This window comes from Pseudomonas sp. R2-37-08W, from assembly GCF_003851705.1.
In the GTDB taxonomy this organism is placed as follows: Bacteria; Pseudomonadota; Gammaproteobacteria; order Pseudomonadales; family Pseudomonadaceae; genus Aquipseudomonas.
This window is the reverse complement of the sequence record NZ_CP027728.1, coordinates 1,484,984-1,510,017: the sequence shown is the minus strand read 5'-3', so window position 1 is coordinate 1,510,017 and position 25,034 is coordinate 1,484,984. Positions and strand designations below refer to the sequence as shown.

Genomic DNA, 25,034 nt, shown 5'->3' with positions numbered 1-25,034 from the left:
CGAAGCCCCCGATCACCTGCATTAATCACAGTGCACCTTTCAAAAAAACCGCCGCGTTGTGACAGACCAGCAATGGAACACCGGTACGTTGATCGCTACACATTTTTTGGAATCGCCCAGCAAAGACTGCTTGGTAATCGGCAACTGCTGCGATTCAGGCGAATCCACAGAAGTTGTATCAAGAAGGGAGCGTAGTCTACCGGAAAGGCTCTATCAGCTCAAACCTTGATCGCAGGTCTGTGGCAACCAATGCAATTGCCAGTCGTTCGGCGTGCCGGCCCATAGCCCCGCAAGGGTTGGGACAGCCAGCAATCGCTCGCCCCGATAGAGCAGCGGCAATCTGCCACGGACAAACCCAGGCATGCCGCACTCATTGAGCAGGCGTTTGAGGTCGCGCCGGCCACGGCCTGGCACTTCGATGACTTCACCGCCCTGGCGGTAGCGGATTTCCAGCGGACCTTCAGGCGCCTCGCCAATCAGTTTCAACTGACCATTGCCGGGTAACTCCAATGGTTTTTGCGGATCGGACCAGCTCACCGATGCGTCGGAAAATTCCGACCATGTAGAGGGCAGCCACCAGATGCGCTCGCCGCTGCGGTGCAATTCGCCGTCAGCCAGACGCCATAGGGGCTGCGCATCATTCTTGGCATCGCGCATGGAATGCCAGCCGGCCCAGTGGTCGCTGTCGGGTAGGCGGGTCAGCGGAGCCAGCCAATGGCGCAGTGCATTGCGCTGGCGTGCATCGGAAAGCTCGCGCAAGGGCGCAAGGGCCAGGGAGCGCAAAGGCAACCAGGGAAACAGCGAGGGATGATCGGCGCGCTGCAGGTCCATGGCGGCCAGCTCATCGAGCAAGCCTTGGGCTTGCTCCAGATGTTCAGCCGTGCGGGCCAGGCTTGACACCACTTGAGGCCAGCGTTGCGCCAGCACCGGGAAGACGCGGTGCCGCAGATAATTACGGGAGAAACGCGGATCAGCGTTCGAAGGGTCTTCGATCCACTGTAAATGATGTGCCTGGGCGTGGGCCTCCAGCTCGACACGCATGACGTCCAGCAGCGGCCGCACCAGATGACCTTGCGCCAAAGCGCGATGCGCGGGCATTGCCGCAAGCCCACGCACCCCGGCGCCGCGCAACAGGCGGAACAACAGGGTTTCAGCCTGATCGTCGCGATGCTGGCCGGTGAGCAGCACCTCCCCTGCCCCGGTCACCTCGGCAAACGCCTGATAACGAGCGTCACGGGCCGCGCGTTCAAGGCTGGCGCCGGGCTGTACCTGCACGCGCATCACCCGCAAGGGCACGTTTAAGCCGTCACACACTCGCTGACAATGACCTGGCCAGGCGTCAGCGGCAGCTTGCAGGCCATGGTGAACATGCACAGCACGCAACGGTGGAATGTTTGTCAGAGAAGCCAAGAGATGCAACAGGACGGTGGAATCGAGGCCACCCGAAAAAGCGACATGCCAGGCCGGGGCGTTGCGCCAGGGGGCCAGGGTTTGCAGGAGCTTGGCGGATAGGAGTGGCTTCATCAGATAGTAACGCCGCAAACCTGGAATACGTTGGCCAAGCATACACAAAGCAAATGTGGGAGGGGGCTTGCCCCCGATTGCTGAGTGTCAGTCACCGAATCTCGTGACGGGTCCACCGCTATCGGGGGCAAGCCCCCTCCCACATTGAGTGACGGCGTCGGCTTAGAGACCGTAGCTCATCAGGCGCTCGTAACGACGGGCCAGCAGCGCTTCGTTATCCAGCTTCTTGAGCATCGCCAGTTGCGAGCCCAGTTCGGCACGGATAGTCGCGGCAGCTGCAGCCGGATCACGATGCGCGCCGCCCAGTGGCTCGGCAATGACTTTATCAACGATCCCCAGGCCCTTGAGGCGATCAGCGGTGATGCCCATGGCCTCAGCAGCGTCCGGCGCCTTTTCGGCGGTTTTCCACAGAATGGAGGCGCAACCTTCCGGCGAAATCACCGCGTAGGTCGAATACTGCAACATGTTCAGTTGGTCGCAGACGCCAATGGCCAGTGCACCGCCGGAACCGCCTTCACCGATCACGGTGGCAATAATCGGGGTCTTGAGGCGCGCCATGACGCGCAGGTTCCAGGCAATCGCTTCGCTCTGGTTGCGCTCTTCGGCATCGATACCTGGGTAGGCACCCGGGGTGTCGATGAAGGTCAGGATCGGCATCTTGAAGCGTTCGGCCATTTCCATCAGGCGGCAAGCCTTGCGGTAGCCTTCCGGACGCGGCATGCCGAAGTTGCGACGCACTTTTTCGCGCACTTCACGGCCTTTCTGATGGCCGATCACCATCACTGGCTGGTCGTCCAGCCGAGCGATGCCGCCCACGATAGCCGCGTCGTCGGAGAAATGGCGGTCGCCATGCAGCTCGTCGAACTCGGTGAAGATGTGCTGAATGTAGTCCAGGGTGTACGGACGGCGCGGGTGGCGAGCCAGGCGCGCGATCTGCCAGCTGGTCAGCTTGCCGAAAATGTCTTCGGTGAGCGTGCTGCTCTTGTCTTGCAGGCGGGCGATCTCATCGCCGATATTCAGCGAATTGTCATTGCCGACCAGGCGCAGCTCTTCGATCTTGGCTTGCAGGTCAGCGATCGGCTGTTCGAAATCAAGAAAATTCGGGTTCATAAGCGTCCGTCTTGGGTCGACGGCCAAGGGGTGCCTGGCCAGCCGGTTGTCTATTCGCGCCCTACCTTAAGGGAGAGGCGCGTTTAGGTCGAGATTAAATGTTTGGCCGAGATCAGGCGAATACTCTTCAGGGAAAAGCAAGCGCCTGGCCATCAGCGGTATTGGAGAAAGACGTTGTCACGGCCGAACTGGTCACGCAATGCTTGAATCAAGCCGTCAGCGGGATCGATTCGCCAGGTCTCGCCAAACTGCAACATGGCCTTGGCGTCGTTGCCGGTGTACTCCATGGTCACCGGGCACGCACCACGGTGACGCTTGAGCAGGTCACCCAACCAGCGTAGCTGATCGCCCTTGAGCGCCTCGGTCTTGACCTTCAGGCGCAGACTTTCGGCCAGGTTGGTACGCGCATCTTCCATGCTCATCACGCGCTTGATGCGCAGGCGCAGGCCGCCGGAGAAGTCGTCGTTGCTAACCTCCCCTTCCACCACCACCATGGCGTCGGTCTGCAGCAGCGACTGGGCGGAGTGGAACGCGTCGGCAAACAGTGACGCTTCGATCCGGCCCGAGCGGTCGTCGAGGGTGATGAACCCCATCTTGTCGCCCTTCTTATTCTTCATCACCCGCAGGGCGATGATCATGCCGGCAACCGTCTGGGTATCCCGGGCCGGCTTCAGGTCGATGATGCGCTGACGGGCGAACCGGCGAATCTCACCCTCGTACTCGTCAATCGGGTGACCCGTGAGGTACAGGCCCAAGGTGTCTTTCTCACCCTTGAGACGTTCCTTGAGAGTCAACTCCTTGGCCTTGCGGTGGTTGGCATACACATCCGCATCTTCTTCGACGAACAGTCCGCCAAACAGGTCGGCGTGGCCGCTGTCATGGGTACGGGCAGTCTGTTCGGCGGCCTTGATCGCTTCTTCCATGGCGGTGAGCAGCACCGCGCGGTTGCGGTCGATATTGGCCTGGTAAGCCTTCGGCTCATCATGGAAATACGGGCCGAGACGGTCCAGCGCACCGCTGCGGATCAGGCCATCGAGGGTGCGTTTGTTGATACGCTTGAGGTCAACCCGCGCGCAGAAGTCGAACAGATCCTTGAAAGGCCCGTCCTGACGCGCCTCGGTGATGGCTTCCACCGGCCCCTCACCTACGCCTTTGATCGCGCCGAGGCCATAAATGATGCGGCCTTCGTCGTTCACCGTGAACTTGAACTCCGAGGCGTTCACGTCCGGCGCGTCGAGGCGCAGCTTCATGGTGCGCACTTCCTCGATCAAGGTCACGACCTTGTCGGTGTTGTGCATATCCGCCGAGAGTACCGCGGCCATGAACGGCGCCGGATAGTGGGCTTTCAACCAGGCGGTCTGGTACGACACCAGGCCGTACGCAGCGGAGTGGGATTTGTTGAAGCCGTAACCGGCGAACTTCTCCACCAGGTCGAAGATGTTACCGGCCAGGTCCGCGTCAATATTGTTGGTGGCGCAGCCCTCGATGAAACCGCCGCGTTGCTTGGCCATTTCTTCGGGTTTCTTTTTACCCATGGCGCGACGCAGCATGTCCGCACCGCCGAGGGTGTAACCCGCCATCACCTGGGCGATCTGCATCACCTGTTCCTGATACAGGATGATGCCGTAGGTGGGCGCCAGTACCGGCTTGAGGCCCTCGTACTGGTAGTCGGAGTGCGGGTACGCCAGTTCGGCGCGGCCGTGCTTACGGTTGATAAAGTCATCCACCATGCCCGATTGCAGCGGCCCAGGACGGAACAGGGCCACCAGTGCGATCAAGTCTTCCAGGCAGTCGGGCTTGAGCTTTTTGATCAGCTCCTTCATGCCGCGCGACTCAAGCTGGAACACCGCAGTGGTTTCGGCTTTTTGCAGCAGGCTGTAGGTCGGCTTGTCGTCCAGCGGGATAAAGGCGATATCCAGCGGTTCCTCGCCGACCTTGGCGCGGTCGCGGTTGATGGTCTTGAGCGCCCAGTCGATGATCGTCAGGGTGCGCAGGCCGAGGAAGTCGAACTTCACCAGGCCGGCCGCCTCCACGTCATCCTTGTCGAACTGGGTCACCAGGCCGCCGCCCTCTTCATCGCAGTAGATCGGCGAGAAGTCGGTCAGCTTGGTAGGCGCAATCACCACGCCACCGGCGTGTTTACCGACGTTACGCACCACGCCTTCGAGCTTGCGTGCCATGTCCCAGATTTCGGCGGCTTCTTCATCGACCTTGATAAAGTCGCGCAGGATCTCTTCCTGCTCGTAGGCTTTTTCCAGGGTCATGCCCACTTCGAACGGGATCATCTTCGACAGGCGATCGGCCAGGCCGTAGGATTTGCCCTGCACCCGGGCCACGTCGCGGATAACCGCCTTGGCCGCCATGGAACCGAAGGTGATGATCTGGCTGACCGCATTGCGACCGTATTTTTCGGCCACGTATTCGATCACACGATCGCGACCGTCCATGCAGAAGTCGACGTCGAAGTCGGGCATGGAAACCCGTTCCGGGTTGAGGAAACGTTCGAACAGCAGGTCATATTCCAACGGGTCGAGGTCGGTGATCTTCTGCACGTAGGCCACCAGCGAGCCAGCACCTGACCCTCGGCCCGGACCGACCGGTACGCCGTTGCTCTTGGCCCACTGGATAAAGTCCATCACGATCAGGAAGTAACCGGGGAACCCCATCTGGATGATGATATCCAGCTCGAAATTCAGCCGGTCGACGTAGACCTGGCGCTTGGCTTCGTAGTCTTCGGTGGTGTCCCTGGGCAGCAGCACGCTGAGCCGCTCTTCCAGGCCATCGAACGACACCTTGCGGAAGTACTCGTCGATGGTCATGCCATCGGGAATCGGGAAGTTGGGCAGGAAGTGCTTGCCCAGTTTCACTTCGATATTGCAGCGCTTGGCGATCTCGACGGAGTTTTCCAAGGCCTCGGGCAAATCGCTGAACAGCTCGGCCATTTCCTCGGCGCTTTTGAGGTACTGCTCTTCGCTGTAGTTCTTGGAGCGACGCGGGTCATCCAGGGCCCGGCCCTCGCCGATGCATACGCGGGTCTCGTGGGCCTCGAAATCTTCCTTCTTGATAAAACGTACATCGTTGGTTGCCACCAGCGGCGCGCCCAGCTTGTCGGCCAGGGCCACAGCGGCGTGCAGGTGCTCTTCATCGTTGGGGCGATTGGTGCGCTGCACTTCCAGGTAAAAGCGGTCAGGGAACACCTGCATCCACTCGCGGGCGAGCACTTCGGCTTCCTGCGGGTTGCCGCCGAGCAGCGCGATACCGATCTCGCCCTCTTTGGCGGCCGAGAGCATGATCAAGCCTTCGCTGGCTTGTGCGACCCACTCGCGCTCGATGATGATCGAGCCGTTGCGCTGACCATCGATGAAGCCACGGGAAATCAGTTCGGTCAGGTTGCGATAACCCACGCCGTTCATCGCCAGCAGGCTGATGCGGCTCAGGGGGTTATCCGGATCCTTGTTGGACAGCCACAGGTCGGCGCCGCAGATCGGCTTGATACCTGCGCCCATGGCGTTTTTGTAGAATTTGACCAGGGAACACATGTTGTTCTGGTCGGTAACCGCTACCGCTGGCATGTTCATGCCCACCAGGGTCTTGACCAGCGGTTTGATCCGTACGAGGCCGTCGACCAGGGAGTATTCAGTGTGCAGGCGTAGATGAACGAATGAAGCCGGCATAGTGATCCTGTGCAGTAACGTGGAAACAACAAGGCCCGGGATTGTACCGGGCCTTGAGCAAAACATCAGCCTCGCGACTACACCTCGCTGAGGCTCGCGCGCAGCTCATAAGCCTGGCGCACCGGGGCGAACGAGCGGCGATGGATCGGCGTAGGGCCGAGTCGCGCCAAGGCTTCCAGATGAACGGGCGTCGGGTAGCCTTTGTGGCCGCCCATGCCGTAGCCGGGGTAAATCAAGTCGAACGCCGCCATTTCGCGGTCGCGGCTGACCTTGGCCAAAATCGATGCCGCCGCAATCGCCGGCACCTTGCTGTCGCCCTGGACCACGGCCTCAGCGCGCATCGCCAGCTGAGGGCAACGATTGCCGTCGATCATCGCCAGCCTGGGCGTGATATGCAGCCCTTCAACCGCACGCTGCATGGCAAGCATGGTGGCGTGCAGGATGTTCAGCGCATCGATTTCTTCCACTTCCGCTCGAGCGATATGCCAACTCAGGGCTTTCTCACAGATCTCGTCATAGAGTTTTTCACGGCGGGCTTCGGTGAGCTTTTTCGAGTCATTGAGGCCAAGGATCGGACGGTTCGGGTCGAGAATCACCGCCGCCGTTACGACCGCACCGCACAGCGGGCCGCGCCCGACTTCGTCGACACCGGCGACCAGTTCGTGGGCCTGTGCAACCAGGCTGAAATCCAGGCCCATCTGCGTACTCATAAGGCTTCCTGTCTATGGCCGATCAAGTTCAACACGGCATCAGCCGCCTGGTTCGAGGCATCACGCCGCAGAGTGCGATGAATAGCATCGAAACCACGGGTCTGCTCTTCGCCACCGTCAATCAAGGGTAGCAGGGTCTGTGCAAGTGCCTGGGGCGTAGCATCGTCCTGCAACAACTCCGGCACCAACAACCGTTGGGCCAGCAGATTGGGCAAAGAAATATACGGGCTCTTGACCATCCGCTTGAGAATCCAGAAGGTCAGCGGCGCCAGGCGATAGGCCACAACCATGGGGCGCTTGTACAGCAAGGCTTCCAGGGTGGCAGTGCCCGAGGCGATCAGTACGGCATCGCAGGCGGCCAGGGCCAGGTGCGACTGACCGTCGAGCAGGGTCAACGGTAGGTTGCGCCCTTCAAGTAGTGTTTCGATTTGTGCGCGACGCTGCGGGCTGGCGCACGGCAGCACAAACCGAATACCCGGCTTGAGCGCTTGCAGACGTTCGGCAGCATCAAAGAACAGGCCGCCCAGGCGCCCGACTTCACCGCCCCGGCTACCCGGCATCAGTGCGACCAGCGGGCCATCGGGCAACCCCAGTTCGGTACGCGCTGCGGCACGGTCGGCCTGCAAAGGAATGGCATCGGCCAGGGTATGCCCGACAAACCGCACCGGCACGCCCTTCTCTTCGTAGAACCGCGCTTCGAACGGCAGCAGGGTCAGCATCAAGTCGCAGCCTTCACGAATCTTCAGCACGCGCTTTTGCCGCCACGCCCACACGGACGGGCTGACATAGTGCACCGTCTTGATCCCGGCTTGGCGCAACTTGAGTTCAATGTTGAGGGTGAAGTCCGGGGCATCGATACCGATAAAGACGTCGGGCTTTTCTTCGATCAACGTCTTGATCAGTAGCTTGCGACGCGCGAGCAACTCACGCAGGCGCCCCAGTACTTCTACCAAACCCATGACCGACAGGCGCTCCATCGGAAAGTAGGAGGTAAGGCCTTCGGCCTGCATCAGCGGACCACCGACGCCAATAAATTCGATGGTCGGGTGCTGGACCTTGAGGGCCCGCATCAGGCCGGCGCCGAGAATATCGCCGGAAGCTTCGCCGGCGACCAGTGCGATACGCAACTTGGCCATGGTCAGCGGGTGATGCCGCGAGTCGACGCCTGGATCGAGTCACGAAACACCGCGACTTCCGGGAACGACGCTGCCGGCTCGGCCAGTTCGGTCAGGGCCTGCTCAACCGTCAGCCCTTGACGGTAAACCGTCTTGTAGGCGCGGCGCAGGGCTTGGATCGCGTCGTCGCTGAAGCCGCGACGGCGCATCCCTTCAAAATTCATGCTGCGGGCTTCGGCAGGGTTGCCGAACACCGTGACGAATGCAGGGACATCCTTGCCGATGGCGGTGCCCATGCCGGAAAAGCTGTGGGCGCCGATATGGCAATATTGGTGCACCAGGGTGAAACCGGACAGGATCGCCCAGTCGTCCACATGCACATGCCCGGCCAAAGCGGTGTTGTTGACCAGGATGCAGTGGTTGCCGATCACGCTGTCGTGGCCGATATGGGCATAGGCCATCACCAGGTTGTGATCCCCCAGCGTGGTCTCGGCCCGATCCTGCACGGTGCCGCGGTGAATGGTCACGCCTTCACGGATGATGTTGTGGTCACCGATTACCAGGCGCGTTTCTTCACCCTTGTACTTCATGTCCGGCGTGTCTTCCCCTACCGAGGAAAACTGGTAGATACGATTGTGTTTGCCAATGCGGGTCGGACCCTTAAGGATCACGTGCGGCCCGATGACAGTCCCCTCGCCGATTTCCACACCTGCGCCGACGATCGACCAAGGGCCGACCTCAACGTCGGCGGCCAGTACGGCCGACGGATCGATGATTGCGCGAGGGTCAATCAAACTCATAGTTTGCGTTCCGCGCAGATGATCTCGGCAGAGCACACCGGCTTGCCATCCACCGAAGCCTGGCATTCGAACTTCCAGATCTGGCGCTTGCAGCTGATGAACTTGGCTTCCAGGATCAACTGGTCACCCGGGGTGACCGGATTGCGAAAACGCAACTTGTCGGAGCCCACGAAATAGTAAAGCGTGCCGTCGGCAGGCTTGAGGTCGAGCATTTTGAAACCAAGGATACCGGCAGCCTGGGCCATTGCTTCGATGATCAACACGCCCGGCATGATGGGATGCGCAGGAAAGTGGCCATTGAAAAACGGTTCGTTGATGCTGACATTCTTGTAGGCACGAATGCGCTTTTCCTCAACATTGAGGTCCACTACACGATCCACCAGCAGGAACGGGTAACGGTGAGGCAGGTATTCGCGAATCTCGTTGATGTCCATCATTTCGGGGGGAAGCCTGTAATAAAGATTGGGGGCGGGCGGACTAAAAGCACGCCCCGCTAGCAAATCAAGGAGGCAGTCTAGCGGCTGTGCACACTTGATATGGAAATGGTATCAGCCTTCTGATGAAGCATTACCGCCAGGGGTCACGTCTGCAACACGCTTTTCCAGCTGTTTGAGACGTCGCGCCATGTCGTCGAGCTGCCTCAGACGTGCTGCGCTCTTGCGCCATTCAGCCGCTGGCTGCATGGCGGTACCGGATGAATAAGCCCCTGGCTCGGTAATCGAGTGAGTGACCATGGTCATGCCGGTGATGAAGACGTTGTCGCAAATATCGATATGCCCCACCAGCCCCACGCCACCGGCGAGCATGCAATGCTTGCCGATTTTGGTGCTGCCGGAAATCCCCACGCAGGCAGCCATGGCGGTGTGATCGCCAATCTGCACGTTGTGGGCAATCTGAATCTGGTTGTCGAGCTTCACGCCGTTGCCAATCACGGTATCGGCCAGGGCCCCGCGATCGACAGCGGTGTTGACACCGATCTCTACGTCATCGCCGATCAACACGCCGCCCACCTGGGCGATCTTGTGCCAGACACCCTTGGCGTTGGCAAAGCCGAAGCCCTCACCGCCAATTACCGCGCCCGACTGAATGACCACCCGCTGCCCAATACGCACATCGTGGTAAAGGGTAACGCGAGGAGCCAACCAGCCATCGGCACCGATTACGCAACGCGCGCCGATAAAACAATGCGCGCCGACGGTGACGCCAGCGCCAATACGGGCGCCACTCTCGATCACGGCAAAGGCGCCAATGCTGGCCGCAGGGTCGACCTGGGCATCCTCGGCGATCACCGCTGACGGGTGAATACCGCCAGCCGCCTTAGGCTTGGGATCGAACAGGTGCGATGCTTTCGCGTAGCACAGGTAGGGGTCGTCCACTACCAGCGCATCCCCGATAAACCCTTCGGCGTCCGCGGCCTTCAGCAACACGGCTGCGGCTTGGCAATCGACCAGGTATTTACGGTATTGAGGATTTGCGAGGAAGCTCAACTGAGCTGGGCCAGCCTCCTGCAAGGTGGCTAGCCCAGTAATGTCTCTCTCCGGGGAACCACGCAAGGTGGCCCCCAGGAACTCGGCCAACTCGCCGAGCTTGATGGTCGCGGTCATGGTTTACTTCAGCTGATTCATGCGCTCGATCACCTGGCGGGTGATGTCGTATTGAGGCTTGACGTCAATCACGGCGCCACGCTCGAACACCAGGTCAAAGGCACCCTTCTTGATGACTTCTTCCACAGCGCTGTCGAGTTTCGGCTTGAGCTGCTTGAGCATTTCGCGGTCAGCAACTGCTTTGGCTTCGTTCAGTTCCTTGGATTGGAACTGGTAGTCACGGGCCTTTTGCTTGAATTCAAGCTCCAGACGCTCGCGCTCGCCTTGCTGCATCTTGTCACCACCGGCGACCAGACGGTCCTGGATGCCTTTGGCACTGCTTTCCAGAGTTTTGAGCTTGGTCAGTTGCGGACCGAATTTCTTTTCTGCATCCACGGCGTACTTCTTGGCCGCGTCAGATTCCAGCAGGGCCATCTGATAGTTCAGCACGGCGATTTTCATTTCGGCGAAGGCCGGGGTGGTTACCAGCACAGTGGCCAGCAGGACCAATTGAGTCAACTTACGCACGATGTACTCCTACAGAATCCGTTGTCGTTATCTTAGGTCAGACGCTTAGAACGTCTGGCCAAGGGAGAATTGGAAAATCTGGGTTTCAGCGTTATCCGGTTTCTTGATCGGCATGGCCAGAGCAAAGCTCAACGGGCCCAACGCAGTCACCCAGGTCACACCCACACCGACGGAGCTGGCCATATTGCTCAGGCTCACATCGTTGCACTGGGTGTTGGACTTCAAGCCACTTGGGTTTTTGATCTGCTCGCACTTGGAGTCGAACACGTTACCCACGTCCCAGAAGACCGAGGTGCGCAGGGAACGCTGGTCCTTGACGAACGGCAGCGGGAACAGAATCTCCGCACCACCCTGGATCAGCACGTTACCACCGAACGGAAGCGGGTCGTTGTCCGAGTCAGGCTGCGTGCCCTGGTTACCAGTAAACGCTTGACCACGACTCGGCGTACCACGAGGACCCAAGGTGCTGTCCTTGAAGCCACGTACCGAGTTGAAACCGCCCGCATAGTAGTTCTCATAGAACGGCAAGCCATTGGTCGAACCATAGCCGTCGCCATAGCCCAGCTCGGTGTGCAGGCGCATGGTGTAGTTATCGCTCAACGGCTGGAACAACTGGCCACGGTAGTCGAGCTTGAAGAACGACAGGTCGCTGCCCGGCGTGGTGACTTCCGCAGTCAGGCTCTGGGAATGGCCACGGGTCGCGAGTACGCCTTTGTTCAGGGTCGACTCGGACCAGCCGGCAGACGCCTTGAAGTTCAGGAACTTGTCGCCTTCACGACGGGTGAAGTCGAAAATTTCATCCACGGTGTACACACCGGTCTTGATCTCATCCTGCTGCGCGGTCAGGCCGAAGGTCAGGCGCGAGGTCTCACTGATCGGATAACCCACGTTGACGCCGGCACCGAGGCTGTCGATCGCATAGCTTGCAACGTCGACGTCGAGGTCTTTGTAGTCGGTGGTGCGGTAGAAGGCGTTGTAGCCCAGGCTCACACCGTCTGCAGTCCAGTAGGGGTCGGTGTAGCCGAAGTTGTATCGGCTCTGGTATTCGCTTCGGGTCAGGCCGATGGACACACGGTTACCGGTACCGAGGAAGTTGTTCTGGGTGATGGAACCGCCCAGGATCAAACCCGCGCTCTGTGCGAAACCGACGCTGGCGGTGATCGAACCCGAGGCTTGCTCTTCAACGGCGTAGTTCACGTCGACCTGGTCATCCACACCCGGTACGGCCGGGGTTTCGACGTTGACTTCCTTGAAGAAGCCCAGGCGCTCAAGACGGGTCTTGGATTGGTCGATCAGGTAAGTCGACGCCCAACCGCCCTCCATCTGGCGCATTTCACGACGCAGCACTTCGTCCGAGGACTTGGTGTTGCCACGGAAGTTGATGCGGTTGACGTAGGCACGCTTGCCCGGATCGACGACGAAGGTGATGTCCACGGTGTGGTCTTCATCGTTCGGGGTCGGCACGCCGTTGACGTTGGCGAAGGTATAGCCTTCGTTACCCAGGCGACGGGTAATCAGCTCCGAGGTGGTGGTCATCAGCTTGCGCGAGAACACCTGGTCTTTCTGGACCAGCAACAGGGACTTGACCTGATCTTCAGGCACTTTCAAGTCACCGCTGAGCTTGACGTCACGAACCTTGTACTTCTCGCCTTCGTTGACGTTGACGGTAATGTAGACGTGCTTCTTGTCCGGGGTGATGGACACCTGGGTCGAAGCGATGTCCATGTTGATGTAGCCACGGTCCAGGTAGTAGGAGCGCAGGCGTTCCAGGTCACCGGACAGTTTTTCACGGGCGTACTTGTCATCGTTCTTGAAGAACGACAACCAGTTGGTGGTCTTGAGTTCGAACAGGTCGATCAGGTCTTCATCCGCGAACTTGGTGTTGCCCACCACGTTGATGTGCTGGATGGCCGCCACGGTGCCTTCGTTGATATTGACCTTCAGGCCTACCCGGTTACGCGGCTGCGGGATGACTTCCGTCTCCACGCTTGCCGAGTAGCGGCCCTGGGCAACGTACTGGCGTTGCAGTTCGTTACGCACACCTTCAAGGGTGGCGCGCTGGAAGATCTCGCCCTCGGCCAGGCCCGACTGCTTCAACCCCTTCATCAGGTCTTCAGTGGAGATAGCCTTGTTACCTTCGATCGTGATGCTCGCGACGGAGGGCCGCTCGACGACGGTGATGACCAGGACGTTGCCTTCGCGACCCAGTTGGATATCTTGAAAGAACCCGGTTTTGAACAGCGCACGAGTGGATTCCACCAGGCGACGATCATCAGCCTGTTCCCCGACGTTCAACGGCAAGGCACCAAAGACGCTACCCGCGGAAACCCGCTGGAGGCCGTTGACGCGAATATCGGAGATGGTGAAGGACTCGGCGTGAACTTCGGCGATCATCAATACGGTGAGAACCGCAGTTAGCAGCAGACGTTTCATGAAGTCCTTTCTTATTCCAACTGGCAATAAACAAACTGCCGCAAAATGCGGCAGATTCGCAATTCAGCGAAGCGTTACAGTCGTCCCAGATCGTTGACCAGAGCTAATAACATCACTCCGACCACCAAACTGATACCGATCTGTATCCCCCAACCCTGCACCCGATCCGACAAGGGGCGACCACGCACCCACTCGACCAGATAAAACAGCAGATGCCCCCCATCCAACACTGGAATGGGCAGCAAATTCAGAACTCCAAGGCTGATACTCAGATAAGCCAGGAAATTCAAGAAATCCGCGACACCCGACTGGGCAGAAGCGCCCGCCACTTTAGCAATGGTTATCGGTCCACTCAAGTTTTTTACCGAGAGCTCGCCGAACAACATTTTCTTCAGGGATTCGAGGGTCAGCACGCTCATGGTCCAAGTGCGTTTAGCACCCTCGCCAATCGCTGCCAACGGCCCGAAGCTGATCTCTCGCACCATCGATGGCGGCCACTCGACACCTTTGACCCCGGCACCCAGGTAACCCCCGGCAGCCTTGGCCTCACCACGCACCGACAAGGTTACAGGGACGTCGATTTGAGCACCTTCGCGCTCAACTTTCAGCACAATTTTCGTATCAGGGCGTACACGTACCAGGTCGACCACTTGCTGCCAGTCGCCCAGCGCCTGGCCGTCAAGGGCCAACAACCGGTCGCCGGTTTTCAGGCCTGCGGCCTGGGCCGGGCCTTTAGGGTCCAGCTCGGCGAGTACCGGCGGCAACGCCGGACGCCACGGACGGATGCCCAGGGACTTGATCGGATCCGGCTCGTCAGCGCCTTGAAGCCAATGGTCCAAGGCCAGCTCACGCGGGCTTTCGGCACTGGAATCCGGCTCACGCACCACCACATTGACAGTGCCGCTCTCACCCAGTCGCCGCACCAACTGCAAATTGACCGCGCCCCAACCTGTGGTGGGCTCGCCATCAATCGAAACAATTTCCTGCCCTGCCACCAGCCCGGCCTTGGCCGCCATACTGCCCGTCTCGACCGCACCGATGACCGGACGCACTTGCTGGCTGCCCAGCATGGCAAGGACCCAGAAGAACACCATTGCCAACAGGAAATTGGCAATCGGGCCGGCAGCGACGATGGCGATGCGCTGACGAACGGTCTTGCGGTTGAAGGATTGATCCAACTGGTCCGCAGGCACTTCGCCTTCGCGCTCATCGAGCATCTTCACATAGCCACCCAGCGGGATGGCTGCAATCACGAACTCGGTACCCTGACGATCATGCCAGCGGACCAGCGGCATGCCGAAACCGACGGAAAAGCGCAATACCTTGACGCCGCAACGACGCGCCACCCAGAAGTGGCCGAATTCGTGGAAGGTAACCAGCACACCCAGAGCAACCAGGGTGCCGACAATCATGTAGAGCGCACTCATCTAATTTCTCCGCATTTCAATCCAATGCCTGAAGGCGCTTACCCGCCTACAGCCTGACGCGCGTTGCGGCCCAGCCATTGCTCGGCCAGGGCCCGAGCCTTTGTATCGGCCTCGAACACGGCCCCCAGGTCATCCACAGCCACAACCGGCTCAGAATCCAGAACGTCCTCGATGATACTCGCGATCTGCGGAAAGCGGATGCGCCGTTCGAGAAACGCCGCCACGGCCACTTCATTGGCTGCATTGAGCATGGCTGGCGCACTGTTGCCCGCCTCTGCTGCTTGCCGGGCCAGACGCAGGCACGGGAAGCGCTGTTCGTCCGGCGCCTGGAAATCCAGGCGCGCGATGGCAAACAGGTCCAATGGCGCCACACCGGAATCAATCCGCTCCGGCCAAGCCAGGGCATTGGCGATCGGCGTGCGCATATCCGGGTTGCCCAATTGCGCCAGTACCGAGCCGTCCACATAATCCACCAGGGAATGAATCACACTTTGCGGGTGAATCACCACCTCCACCTGATCAGGCCGCGCATCAAACAACCAGCACGCCTCGATCAGCTCCAGCCCTTTGTTCATCATGCTTGCCGAGTCCACGGAGATTTTGCGCCCCATGGACCAATTCGGGTGCGCGCACGCCTGGTCGGGGGACACATGCTCCAGCTCATCCACCGGAGTCTGCCGGAAGGGACCACCGGACGCCGTCAGCAAAATCCGGCGCACGCCGACCTGGCCCAGGCCGCGGGCAAAATCAGCGGGCATGCACTGGAAGATCGCGTTGTGCTCGCTGTCCAGGGGCAACAGGACCGCCCCGCTCCTGCGCACGGCCTGCATAAAGAGCGCGCCGGACATGACCAGGGCTTCTTTATTGGCCAGCAGGATTTTCTTGCCCGCATCGACGGCAGCCAGTGTCGGGCGCAAACCCGCCGCACCGACAATAGCTGCCACGACCGTATCCACTTCGGCGTCCGCGGACACCTGGCACAGCCCCTCCTCGCCCACCAGCACCTGGGTGGCAAGGCCGGCAGCCCGCAGATCATCCTGCAGGCTTCGCGCGGCAGCGGCCTGCGGCACCACGGCAAAGCGCGGCGAATGACGCACGCATAACGCCAGCAGTTCATTCATGCGCGTAAAGCCGGTCAGGGCGAAAACCTGGTAACGATCGGGGTGACGGGCGATGACATCCAGACTGCTTAGCCCGACCGAGCCCGTCGCTCCAAGCACGGTGACCTGCTGCAAACGGCTCACGAAGCGATCATCCACAGCAACACGGCAAAGATCGGCAACGCGGCGGTAAGGCTGTCGATACGGTCCAGCACACCACCGTGACCTGGCAGCAGGTTGCTGCTGTCCTTGATCCCGGCCTGGCGCTTGAACATGCTCTCGGTGAGGTCGCCCACCACCGAAATGAATACCACGACCGCAGTCCCCAACAGAGCCAGGAAAATCTCTTTTACCGACCAGTCGCGCCACACACCGACCGCCAGCGCAATCAGCAGCGTCAAGGCCAGCCCGCCGTATACGCCTTCCCAGCTCTTGCCTGGGCTGACGGCCGGCGCCAGCTTGCGCTTGCCGAAGGCACGGCCTGAAAAGTAGGCACCAATGTCAGCGCCCCAGACCAGTACCATGACCGCCAGGATCAATTCGTTGCCATTCGGGAAACGCTTGATTTCCACCAAACCCTGCCAGGCCGGCAGCAGGATCAGCAAGCCAATTACCAACTTGCAGGCCACACTGGACCATTGACCGCTGGTGCGCGGATAGGTCAGCACCAGGAACGTCGCCACTGCCCACCACAGTACCGACGCCCCGAGCACCCAGGGCGCGATATCGGGCAGGATGTACATCAGGAACAGCAACAGCGCGACGATCGCGGCGTACGCCACGCGTGGCAATTGGGCGCTGAAGCCCGCCAGACGCGCCCATTCCCATGCGCCGAGGGTTACCACCAGGCCGATGAACAGTGCAAAGCCGGAACCCTCGAGCAGGAAAAAACCACACAAGGCAATCGGCAGCAGGATCAGTGCTGTGATGATTCGTTGTTTAAGCATTTAAACCCGGGCTCCAGCTTCGATCTGCTCGCTCGTTTTACCGAAGCGACGCTGACGGGAAGCGAAATCGGCCAGCGCATTGCGCATGGCATCGTGTTTGAAGTCCGGCCAGAACAGGTCGGAGAAATACAACTCGGTATAGGCTAGCTGCCACAGCAGGAAATTGCTGATGCGGTGCTCACCACCGGTACGGATGCACAAGTCCGGCAACGGCAGGTCGCCGGTCACCAGGCAGGTTTGCAACAGTTCGGGCGTGATGTCGTCGGGCCGCAGATGACCGGCCTGCACTTCGCGGGCCAGTCGCTGCGCAGCCTGGGCGATATCCCATTGGCCGCCGTAGTTGGCCGCGATTTGCAGCACGAAACGGTTGCTGCCGGCCGTGATAGCCTCGGCTTCACGCATGGCTGCCTGCAGCTCCGGATGGAACCGGGAACGGTCACCAATGATGCGCAGGCTGATGCCGTTGTCATTGAGGCGCTTGGCCTCGCGCCGCAGCGCCTTGAAGAACAGGTCCATCAAGGCACTCACTTCTTCGGCGGGCCGCTGCCAGTTCTCGCTGGAAAAGGCAAACAGCGTCAGCACTTCGACCTTGGCCTCGGCGCATACTTCGATGACAGCGCGCACCGCATCGACACCCGCTTTATGCCCGGCAACACCGGGCATAAAGCGTTTTTTCGCCCAGCGATTATTCCCATCCATGATGATCGCGACATGGCGCGGCACCACAGAGGGCACAGTCTGCTTGGTCTTTTCCATGAAGGCGTCCTGACCCCTTATACGGCCATCAGGTCCTTTTCTTTTTCTTCGGTGGCCTTGGTGATCTGGGCCTCCGCATCCTTGGTCAGCTTATCGATATCGGCAACGGCACGGCGCTCTTCGTCTTCGCTGATTTCCTTGTCCTTGACCAGCTTCTTCAGGTCACCCAAGGCATCGCGACGGATGTTGCGCACGGCAACCCGTGCATCTTCTGCCGCGCTGCGCGCCTGCTTGGTGAAGCCCTTGCGGGTTTCTTCGGTCAGGGCAGGCATGGAAATCAACAACAACTCGCCCAGGTTGGTCGGGTTGAGGTTCAAGCCGGCACTCTGGATAGCTTTGTCGACCGCCCCGAGCATGTTGCGCTCGAAGGCCACGACCTGCAGGGTGCGCGAGTCTTTTACGGTGATGTTGGCCACCTGAGTAATGGAGGTGTCCGAGCCGTAGTAGGGCACCATCACGCTGCCCAGGATGCTCGGGTGCGCCTTGCCGGTACGAATCTGGCCGAATGCGTGGCTCAGAGACTCCAGGGATTTCTGCATACGCGCTTGGGCGTCTTTCTTGATTTCGTTGATCATTGTTGGCCTTCCTCGATCAGAGTCCCTTCTGCGCCGCCGTGTACGATATTCAGCAGGGCGCCGGGCTTGTTCATGTTAAATACGCGCAGCGGCATCTTGTGGTCGCGGCACAGGCAGATAGCCGTCAGGTCCATCACACCCAGCTTGCGATCCAGCACTTCATCGTAGGTCAGATGATCGAACTTCTCGGCATGCGGGTCTTTGAATGGATCTGCAGTGTATACGCCATCCACCTTGGTCGCCTTCAACACCACGTCGGCGTCGATTTCGATAGCACGCAGGCATGCGGCCGAATCGGTGGTGAAGAACGGGTTACCGGTGCCCGCGGCAAAGATCACCACTTCCTTGGCGTTCAGGTGGCGCATGGCTTTGCGGCGATCGTAGTGATCGGTCACACCGACCATGGAAATAGCCGACATCACGATGGCCGAGATATTGGCACGCTCCAGGGCGTCACGCATGGCCAGGGCGTTCATCACAGTGGCCAGCATGCCCATGTGGTCGCCAGTGACCCGATCCATGCCGGCAGCACTCAGTGCCGCGCCGCGGAACAAGTTGCCACCACCGATCACCAGGCCCACCTGAACACCGATACCGACCAGTTGGCCGACTTCGAGCGCCATGCGGTCAAGCACCTTGGGGTCGATCCCGAACTCTTCCGAGCCCATCAGGGCCTCGCCGCTGAGCTTGAGTAGAATGCGTTTATAGCGAGCCTGATAACCACTGCCCTGCTGAGCCATTGCGAATCTCTCCTGCGGCGTATTTTTTAAAAAATTCTTGGCGAGCCGTTTACGGCTTGCGTTCACTCTAGCTGGACGCCATCACAGCGCCATCGGAACACGGCTTTGTAAGCCAGTTCCGAGGGGAAGCCAAATAAATTCGCCTTCCCATTTGAAAAGAGGCTGCGCGCGTGAGCGGGCAGCCTCTTTCGGGCGACAGTTGAAAACTGTCTTATTGCTTGGCGGCAGCCAGCTGGGCAGCAACTTCTTCGGCGAAGTTGTCGACCGGCTTCTCGATACCGTCGCCTACTTTGAAGTAGGTGAAGGAAACGATTTCAGCACCGGCTTTCTTGGCCAGTTCGCCAACCTTGATTTCAGGGTTCTTGACGAACGCCTGCTCAACCAGGCTTGCTTCAGCCAGGAACTTGCTGATACGGCCTTTGACCATGTTCTCAACAATGTTTTCTGGCTTGCCTTTGATTTTTTCTTCGTTCAGCTGCAGGAACACAGCTTTTTCACGCTCGATCGCTTCGGCAGAAACTTCCGAAGGCAACAGGAACTCAGGGTTGCTGGCCGCTACGTGCATAGCGATGTCTTTGGCCAGCTCAACGTTGCCGCCTTTCAGGACAACTGCAACACCGATCTTGTTGCCGTGCAGGTAACCACCTACCACGTCACCTTCAACGCGCACCAGGCGACGGATGTTGACGTTTTCGCCAACCTTGCCGACCAGTACCAGGCGATCCGCTTCTTGAGCTTCGATCAGCGGAGCGGCGTCAGTCAGTTTGTCGGCGAACGCTTTTTCAACGCTGGCGGCAACAAATGCCTTGAAGTCGTCCTGCAGAGCCAGGAAGTCGGTCTGCGAGTTCACTTCCAGCAGTACCGCGGACTTGCCGTCTTCTTTCAGAGCGATAGCGCCTTCAGCAGCCACGTTGCCTGCTTTCTTGGCGGCCTTGATGGCGCCGGAAGCACGCATGTCGTCAATGGCTTTTTCGATGTCGCCGTCGGCCTTTTCCAGGGCCTTCTTGCAATCCATCATGCCTTCGCCGGTACGCTCACGCAGTTCTTTAACCAACGCTGCAGTAATTGCTGCCATTTTCAAATTCCTCTTGGATAGGTTTTCAACCATTCCACCCGATCGAACGGGGGATCAATTCTTCCCGAATATCCGTTGTAGGCTGCTGCACGTTACAGAGCAACGATGCGCCGCCACAAGTGGGCGCCAACAAATGGTTTTCGAGGTGGCAAAAAGGGGGCCAAGCCCCCTTTTTGCTTACTGAGTCAACGCCAGGGCGTCAATTACTCAGCTGCGGCTACCGGAGCTTCTTCAACGAACTGCTCGGTACCACCAGCAACGTGGTTGCGACCACGGATTACAGCGTCAGCCATCGAACCCATGTACAGCTGGATAGCGCGGATTGCGTCATCGTTGCCTGGGATGATGTAGTCAACGCCATCCGGGCTGCTGTTGGTATCGACTACGCCGATAACAGGGATGCCCAGCTTGTTGGCTTCGGTGATCGCGATGCGCTCGTGATCAACGTCGATAACGAACAGTGCGTCAGGCAGACCGCCCATGTCCTTGATACCACCCAGGGAACGATCGAGCTTTTCCAGGTCGCGAGTGCGCATCAGCGCCTCTTTCTTGGTCAGCTTGGCGAAAGTACCGTCTTCGGCTTGCACTTCAAGGTCACGCAGACGCTTGATGGAAGCACGGATGGTTTTGAAGTTGGTCAGCATGCCGCCCAACCAGCGGTGATCGACGTACGGCGAACCGCAACGTGCTGCTTCTTCAGCAACGATCTTGCCAGCGGAACGCTTGGTGCCGACGAACAGGATCTTGTTTTTGCCCTGGGCCAGGCGCTCTACGAAAGTCAAAGCTTCGTTGAACATTGGCAGGGTTTTTTCAAGGTTGATAATGTGGATCTTGTTACGCGCGCCGAAAATGTATTTGCCCATTTTCGGGTTCCAGTAACGGGTCTGGTGACCGAAGTGCACACCGGCCTTCAGCATATCGCGCATGTTGACTTGGGACATGATAGTTCCTTAATAAGTCGGGTTTGGCCTCCACGTATCCCAATGACCAACCAGCGGCTTCAAGGCCTCCGGCACCCAGGTCATCGTGTCGACACGTGTGTGGATTTAAGCTCTGCGGGGCATCCCCGGAAAGCGGCGCATTTTATACCACAGCAAGGGCGAAAACGGAACCCGCAATCACATTTGCCGCAAGCTTCCTTGCGCCAACCCTTTGAATGGCGCCGATACACCCCCACTCTATAGAGAGAAGCGATCGTCAGGGGCTCATGGTTTGTCGCCCGCGTCTGTTAGAATCGCGTTTTTTTGTGGCGTGTGCGAAGTGTCGCACGCCCGTGAACCGTATTGATTTCAGCGCGTCGCGCTAGAGAGAGCCTGTATGACCGTTAGTTTGAAAACCGCCGAAGACATCGCCGGCATGCGCATCGCCGGCAAACTGGCCGCCGACGTGCTGGAAATGATCGCCGAACACGTCAAGCCCGGCGTCACCACCGAAGAACTGAACCAGATCTGCCATGACTATATCGTCAATGTGCAAAAGGCCATCCCGGCCCCACTGAACTACAAAGGCTTTCCCAAGTCGATCTGCACCTCGGTCAACCACGTGGTGTGCCACGGGATCCCGGGTGACAAGCCGTTGAAGGACGGCGACACCCTGAACATCGACGTCACCGTGATCAAGGACCGCTACTTCGGCGACACCAGTCGCATGTTCCACGTCGGCAACGTGCCGGTCTGGGCCGAGCGCCTGTCCCAGGTGACCCAGGAATGCATGTACAAGGCCATCGAGATCGTCAAGCCAGGCTGCCGCCTGGGCGATATCGGTGAAGTGATCCAGAAGCACGCCGAAAAGAACGGCTTCTCGGTGGTGCGCGAGTTCTGCGGCCATGGCATCGGCACCGTATTCCATGAAGAGCCGCAGATCCTGCATTACGGCCGCGCCGGCACCGGCATGGAACTCAAGGCCGGCATGACCTTCACCATCGAGCCGATGATCAACCAGGGCAAGGCCGACACCAAGGTGCTGGGCGACGGCTGGACCGCCATCACCAAGGACCGCAAACTCTCGGCCCAGTGGGAGCACACCCTGCTGGTCACCGAAACCGGCTACGAGATTTTCACCCTGCGCGCCGATGACACAATCCCACGCGTTTCGGCCTGATAGCTTGCCCAGGTTTTCCCACAGCGTGTTGTGAATGACTGACAGATAGAAAGGAAAGCCGATCGATGCCCCAGGTGGATCCCGAACTCTTCGACCGTGGCCAGTTCCAGGCCGAACTGGCGCTGAAGGCAAGCCCTATCGCCGCGTTCAAGAAGGCGATCCGCCAGGCCCGCGAGGTGCTCGATGGGCGCTTTCGCAGCGGCCGCGACATACGCCGGCTGATCGAGGACCGCGCCTGGTTCGTCGACAATATCCTGCAAAAAGCCTGGGAACAGTTCAGCTGGAGCAGCGAGGCGGATATCGCCCTGGTGGCGGTCGGCGGCTACGGTCGTGGTGAGCTGCACCCCTACTCCGACATCGACCTGCTGATTTTGCTGGACAGCGCCGACCATGAGATTTTTCGCGATTCCATCGAGCGGTTTCTGACGCTGCTGTGGGACATCGGCCTGGAAGTCGGCCAGAGCGTACGCTCGGTGGACGAATGCGCCGAAGAGGCCCGCGCCGACCTGACCGTCATCACCAACCTGATGGAAAGCCGCACCATCGCCGGCCCCGAGCGCCTGCGCCAACGCATGCTTGAAGTCACCAACACCGCACACATGTGGCCGAGCAAGGATTTCTTCCTGGCCAAGCGTGCCGAGCAAAAGGCGCGGCACCACAAATACAACGACACCGAATACAACCTGGAACCCAACGTCAAAGGCTCGCCGGGCGGGCTGCGCGATATCCAGACGATCTTGTGGGTGGCCCGTCGCCAGTACGGCACCCTGAACCTGCGCGCCTTGGCCGGCGAGGGCTTTCTGGTGGAGAGCGAAAACGCGCTGCTGGCCTCGTCCCAAGAGTTCCTGTGGAAAGTACGCTACGCCCTGCACATGCTTGCCGGGCGCTCGGAAGACCGCCTGCTGTTCGACCACCAGCGCTCCATCGCGACCCTGCTGGGTTTTGAAGGCGAAGACGCCAAGACCAGCATCGAAAGCTTCATGCAGCAGTATTACCGCGTGGTGATGAGCATTGCCCAGCTCAGCGACCTGATCATCCAGCACTTCGAAGAAGTGATCCTGGCCCCGAAGACGAAGCGCCGCCGCAACCGATCAATTCGCGCTTCCAGCTGCACGACGGTTACATCGAGGCGCGCAACGACAACGTATTCCGCCGCACGCCGTTCGCCATGCTGGAAATCTTCGTGCTGATGGCCCAGCAGCCGGAAATCAAAGGCGTGCGCGCCGATACCATTCGCCTGCTGCGGGAAAACCGTCATCTGATCGACGATGAGTTTCGTCATGACATCCGCAACACCAGCCTGTTTATCGAACTGTTCAAGTGCAAGATCGGCATCCACCGCAACCTGCGGCGCATGAACCGCTACGGCATCCTCGGGCGCTACCTGCCGGAGTTCGGCTTTATCGTCGGGCAGATGCAGCACGACCTGTTCCACATCTATACCGTGGACGCCCACACCCTGAACCTGATCAAGCACTTGCGTAAGTTGCAGTACACCCAGGTGTCAGAGAAATTCCCACTGGCCAGCAAGCTCATGGCCAAGCTGCCCAAGCCGGAATTAATTTACCTGGCCGGCCTGTACCACGACATCGGCAAGGGCCGGCATGGCGATCACTCGGAGATCGGCGCGGTGGATGCCGAAGCGTTCTGCCAACGCCACCAATTGCCGTTGTGGGACAGCCGCCTGATCGTCTGGCTGGTGCAGAACCACCTGGTGATGTCGACCACCGCCCAGCGCAAGGACTTGTCCGACCCGCAAGTGATCCACGACTTCGCGCAGATCGTCGGCGATGAGACCCGCCTCGACTACCTCTACGTGCTGACCGTCTCCGACATCAACGCCACCAACCCGACGTTATGGAACTCCTGGCGCGCCAGCCTGTTGCGCCAGTTGTACACCGAGACCAAGCGCGCCCTGCGCCGCGGCCTGGAAAACCCGGTAGACCGCGAAGAGCAGATTCGCCGCACCCAAAGCGCGGCCCTGGATATCCTGGTGCGCGGCGGCAACGACCCGGACGATGTCGAACAACTGTGGTCGCAACTGGGTGACGATTATTTCCTGCGCCACACCGCCGGCGATGTCGCCTGGCACACCGACGCCATCCTTCAACAGCCGGCCGATGGCGGCCCTCTGGTCCTGATCAAGGAAACCACCCAGCGCGAATTCGAAGGCGGCACGCAGATCTTCATCTACGCGCCGGACCAACATGACTTCTTCGCCGTGACCGTGGCGGCTATGGACCAGCTCAACCTGAACATTCATGACGCCCGGGTGATCACCTCCAGCAGCCAGTTCACCCTCGACACCTACATTGTGCTCGACACCGAAGGCGACTCGATTGGCGACAATCCGGTGCGTGTGAAGAAGATCCGCGAAGGCCTGACCGAAGCCCTGCGCAACCCGGATGATTACCCGACCATCATCCAGCGCCGGGTACCGCGCCAGCTCAAGCACTTTGCCTTTGCGCCGCAAGTGACGATCTCCAACGACGCCCAGCGCCCGGTAACCGTACTGGAGCTGAGCGCGCCGGATCGGCCAGGCCTGCTGGCACGCATCGGCGGGATTTTCCTGGAGTTCGACCTGTCGCTGCAGAACGCCAAGATTGCGACCCTCGGCGAGCGCGTGGAAGACGTGTTCTTCATCACCGACGCCGATAACCAGCCGCTGTCCGACCCTGAGCTGTGCCGCCGTTTGCAGGATGCGATCGTGGAGCAATTGAGCGTGACCCAGGAACCTGGCGTCGCGCTGACGCGCCTGACGATTTGAAACGCCGGCGTATGTGGGAGGGGGCTTGCTCCCGATAGCAGTGGATCAGATAAGATCAGCTGACTGACAC

General features: G+C 59.7%; 19 protein-coding genes and 1 pseudogene. 2 read left to right on the top strand and 18 right to left on the bottom strand.

What is annotated here, in order from left to right; all coding sequences use genetic code 11:
* Window positions 1-213 precede the first annotated feature (213 nt).
* From tilS to rpsB, 18 genes are all read right to left on the bottom strand, one after another.
* Entirely contained in the window at window positions 214-1,524 is a 1,311-nt protein-coding gene (gene tilS / locus C4J93_RS06930) for a tRNA lysidine(34) synthetase TilS (protein WP_124428951.1), read from the bottom strand.
* 162 nt (window positions 1,525-1,686) lie between these two features.
* The gene (locus C4J93_RS06925; RefSeq protein ID WP_016976871.1) at window positions 1,687-2,634 is read right to left on the bottom strand and encodes an acetyl-CoA carboxylase carboxyltransferase subunit alpha; all 948 of its coding nucleotides are present in this window, start codon (window positions 2,632-2,634) and stop codon (window positions 1,687-1,689) included.
* Between the two features lie 152 nt (window positions 2,635-2,786).
* Window positions 2,787-6,308 (bottom strand): DNA polymerase III subunit alpha, encoded by a 3,522-nt coding sequence (dnaE, locus tag C4J93_RS06920; RefSeq protein WP_124366120.1) that lies wholly within the window; start codon window positions 6,306-6,308, stop codon window positions 2,787-2,789.
* A 77-nt stretch (window positions 6,309-6,385) separates the two neighbouring features.
* Window positions 6,386-7,018, bottom strand: coding sequence for a ribonuclease HII (gene rnhB / locus C4J93_RS06915; protein WP_124428950.1), 633 nt, complete (start codon window positions 7,016-7,018; stop codon window positions 6,386-6,388).
* Complete coding sequence (gene lpxB / locus C4J93_RS06910) at window positions 7,015-8,154, bottom strand: lipid-A-disaccharide synthase (protein ID WP_124366118.1); 1,140 nt, start codon at window positions 8,152-8,154, stop codon at window positions 7,015-7,017. The genes rnhB and lpxB overlap by 4 nt, the downstream gene beginning before the upstream one ends.
* A 2-nt stretch (window positions 8,155-8,156) precedes the next feature.
* Window positions 8,157-8,933 carry an acyl-ACP--UDP-N-acetylglucosamine O-acyltransferase gene (gene lpxA, locus C4J93_RS06905; RefSeq protein ID WP_124361615.1) on the bottom strand — a complete coding sequence of 259 codons (777 nt, stop codon included), beginning with the start codon at window positions 8,931-8,933 and terminating at the stop codon, window positions 8,157-8,159.
* Entirely contained in the window at window positions 8,930-9,370 is a 441-nt protein-coding gene (fabZ, locus tag C4J93_RS06900) for a 3-hydroxyacyl-ACP dehydratase FabZ (protein ID WP_003172281.1), read from the bottom strand. Before fabZ ends, lpxA begins: the two co-directional genes overlap by 4 nt.
* A gap of 111 nt (window positions 9,371-9,481) precedes the next feature.
* Window positions 9,482-10,537 (bottom strand): UDP-3-O-(3-hydroxymyristoyl)glucosamine N-acyltransferase, encoded by a 1,056-nt coding sequence (lpxD, locus tag C4J93_RS06895; RefSeq protein ID WP_124369884.1) that lies wholly within the window; start codon window positions 10,535-10,537, stop codon window positions 9,482-9,484.
* Between the two features lie 3 nt (window positions 10,538-10,540).
* Complete coding sequence (locus tag C4J93_RS06890) at window positions 10,541-11,044, bottom strand: OmpH family outer membrane protein (RefSeq protein ID WP_003172279.1); 504 nt, start codon at window positions 11,042-11,044, stop codon at window positions 10,541-10,543.
* A gap of 45 nt (window positions 11,045-11,089) precedes the next feature.
* Window positions 11,090-13,477 (bottom strand): outer membrane protein assembly factor BamA, encoded by a 2,388-nt coding sequence (bamA, locus tag C4J93_RS06885; protein WP_124369883.1) that lies wholly within the window; start codon window positions 13,475-13,477, stop codon window positions 11,090-11,092.
* A gap of 74 nt (window positions 13,478-13,551) precedes the next feature.
* Window positions 13,552-14,904, bottom strand: a complete 1,353-nt coding sequence (gene rseP, locus C4J93_RS06880; protein ID WP_124428949.1) for a sigma E protease regulator RseP — start codon at window positions 14,902-14,904, stop codon at window positions 13,552-13,554.
* Between the two features lie 38 nt (window positions 14,905-14,942).
* Window positions 14,943-16,148 (bottom strand): 1-deoxy-D-xylulose-5-phosphate reductoisomerase, encoded by a 1,206-nt coding sequence (ispC, locus tag C4J93_RS06875; protein WP_124403305.1) that lies wholly within the window; start codon window positions 16,146-16,148, stop codon window positions 14,943-14,945.
* The gene (locus C4J93_RS06870) at window positions 16,145-16,951 is read right to left on the bottom strand and encodes a phosphatidate cytidylyltransferase (protein WP_124428948.1); all 807 of its coding nucleotides are present in this window, start codon (window positions 16,949-16,951) and stop codon (window positions 16,145-16,147) included. Before C4J93_RS06870 ends, ispC begins: the two co-directional genes overlap by 4 nt.
* Window positions 16,952-17,707, bottom strand: a complete 756-nt coding sequence (gene uppS, locus C4J93_RS06865) for a polyprenyl diphosphate synthase (protein ID WP_057723202.1) — start codon at window positions 17,705-17,707, stop codon at window positions 16,952-16,954.
* Between the two features lie 17 nt (window positions 17,708-17,724).
* Window positions 17,725-18,282 (bottom strand): ribosome recycling factor, encoded by a 558-nt coding sequence (frr, locus tag C4J93_RS06860; protein ID WP_124428947.1) that lies wholly within the window; start codon window positions 18,280-18,282, stop codon window positions 17,725-17,727.
* Complete coding sequence (gene pyrH, locus C4J93_RS06855; RefSeq protein ID WP_003172271.1) at window positions 18,279-19,022, bottom strand: UMP kinase; 744 nt, start codon at window positions 19,020-19,022, stop codon at window positions 18,279-18,281. The genes frr and pyrH overlap by 4 nt, the downstream gene beginning before the upstream one ends.
* 211 nt (window positions 19,023-19,233) lie before the next feature.
* On the bottom strand, window positions 19,234-20,097 hold the full coding sequence (gene tsf, locus C4J93_RS06850) for a translation elongation factor Ts (protein ID WP_124361608.1): 864 nt from the start codon (window positions 20,095-20,097) through the stop codon (window positions 19,234-19,236).
* Window positions 20,098-20,300: 203 nt separating this feature from the next.
* Window positions 20,301-21,038, bottom strand: coding sequence for a 30S ribosomal protein S2 (rpsB, locus tag C4J93_RS06845; protein ID WP_048719953.1), 738 nt, complete (start codon window positions 21,036-21,038; stop codon window positions 20,301-20,303).
* 376 nt (window positions 21,039-21,414) lie between these two features.
* Between rpsB and map the strand changes: the two genes are divergently transcribed.
* Together map and C4J93_RS06835 are read left to right on the top strand one after the other, a co-directional pair.
* Window positions 21,415-22,197 (top strand): type I methionyl aminopeptidase, encoded by a 783-nt coding sequence (gene map, locus C4J93_RS06840; RefSeq protein WP_005785707.1) that lies wholly within the window; start codon window positions 21,415-21,417, stop codon window positions 22,195-22,197.
* Between the two features lie 65 nt (window positions 22,198-22,262).
* Window positions 22,263-24,964, top strand: a pseudogene (locus tag C4J93_RS06835) ([protein-PII] uridylyltransferase).
* The last annotated feature ends 70 nt before the right edge of the window (window positions 24,965-25,034 follow it).

What these genes read in the sequence shown, in the direction of transcription:
- rseP (WP_124428949.1), bottom strand. Translation starts at nt 14,904, where the DNA reads ATGAGTGCGCTCTACATGATTGTCGGCACCCTGGTTGCTCTGGGTGTG.
- fabZ (WP_003172281.1), bottom strand. Translation starts at nt 9,370, where the DNA reads ATGATGGACATCAACGAGATTCGCGAATACCTGCCTCACCGTTACCCG.
- dnaE (WP_124366120.1), bottom strand. Translation starts at nt 6,308, where the DNA reads ATGCCGGCTTCATTCGTTCATCTACGCCTGCACACTGAATACTCCCTG.
- lpxB (WP_124366118.1), bottom strand. Translation starts at nt 8,154, where the DNA reads ATGGCCAAGTTGCGTATCGCACTGGTCGCCGGCGAAGCTTCCGGCGAT.
- rpsB (WP_048719953.1), bottom strand. Translation starts at nt 21,038, where the DNA reads ATGTCCCAAGTCAACATGCGCGATATGCTGAAGGCCGGTGTGCACTTC.
- C4J93_RS06870 (WP_124428948.1), bottom strand. Translation starts at nt 16,951, where the DNA reads ATGCTTAAACAACGAATCATCACAGCACTGATCCTGCTGCCGATTGCC.
- C4J93_RS06925 (WP_016976871.1), bottom strand. Translation starts at nt 2,634, where the DNA reads ATGAACCCGAATTTTCTTGATTTCGAACAGCCGATCGCTGACCTGCAA.
- uppS (WP_057723202.1), bottom strand. Translation starts at nt 17,707, where the DNA reads ATGGAAAAGACCAAGCAGACTGTGCCCTCTGTGGTGCCGCGCCATGTC.
- lpxA (WP_124361615.1), bottom strand. Translation starts at nt 8,933, where the DNA reads ATGAGTTTGATTGACCCTCGCGCAATCATCGATCCGTCGGCCGTACTG.
- tilS (WP_124428951.1), bottom strand. Translation starts at nt 1,524, where the DNA reads ATGAAGCCACTCCTATCCGCCAAGCTCCTGCAAACCCTGGCCCCCTGG.
- lpxD (WP_124369884.1), bottom strand. Translation starts at nt 10,537, where the DNA reads ATGACCGCGACCATCAAGCTCGGCGAGTTGGCCGAGTTCCTGGGGGCC.
- rnhB (WP_124428950.1), bottom strand. Translation starts at nt 7,018, where the DNA reads ATGAGTACGCAGATGGGCCTGGATTTCAGCCTGGTTGCACAGGCCCAC.
- frr (WP_124428947.1), bottom strand. Translation starts at nt 18,282, where the DNA reads ATGATCAACGAAATCAAGAAAGACGCCCAAGCGCGTATGCAGAAATCC.
- tsf (WP_124361608.1), bottom strand. Translation starts at nt 20,097, where the DNA reads ATGGCAGCAATTACTGCAGCGTTGGTTAAAGAACTGCGTGAGCGTACC.
- pyrH (WP_003172271.1), bottom strand. Translation starts at nt 19,022, where the DNA reads ATGGCTCAGCAGGGCAGTGGTTATCAGGCTCGCTATAAACGCATTCTA.
- bamA (WP_124369883.1), bottom strand. Translation starts at nt 13,477, where the DNA reads ATGAAACGTCTGCTGCTAACTGCGGTTCTCACCGTATTGATGATCGCC.
- map (WP_005785707.1), top strand. Translation starts at nt 21,415, where the DNA reads ATGACCGTTAGTTTGAAAACCGCCGAAGACATCGCCGGCATGCGCATC.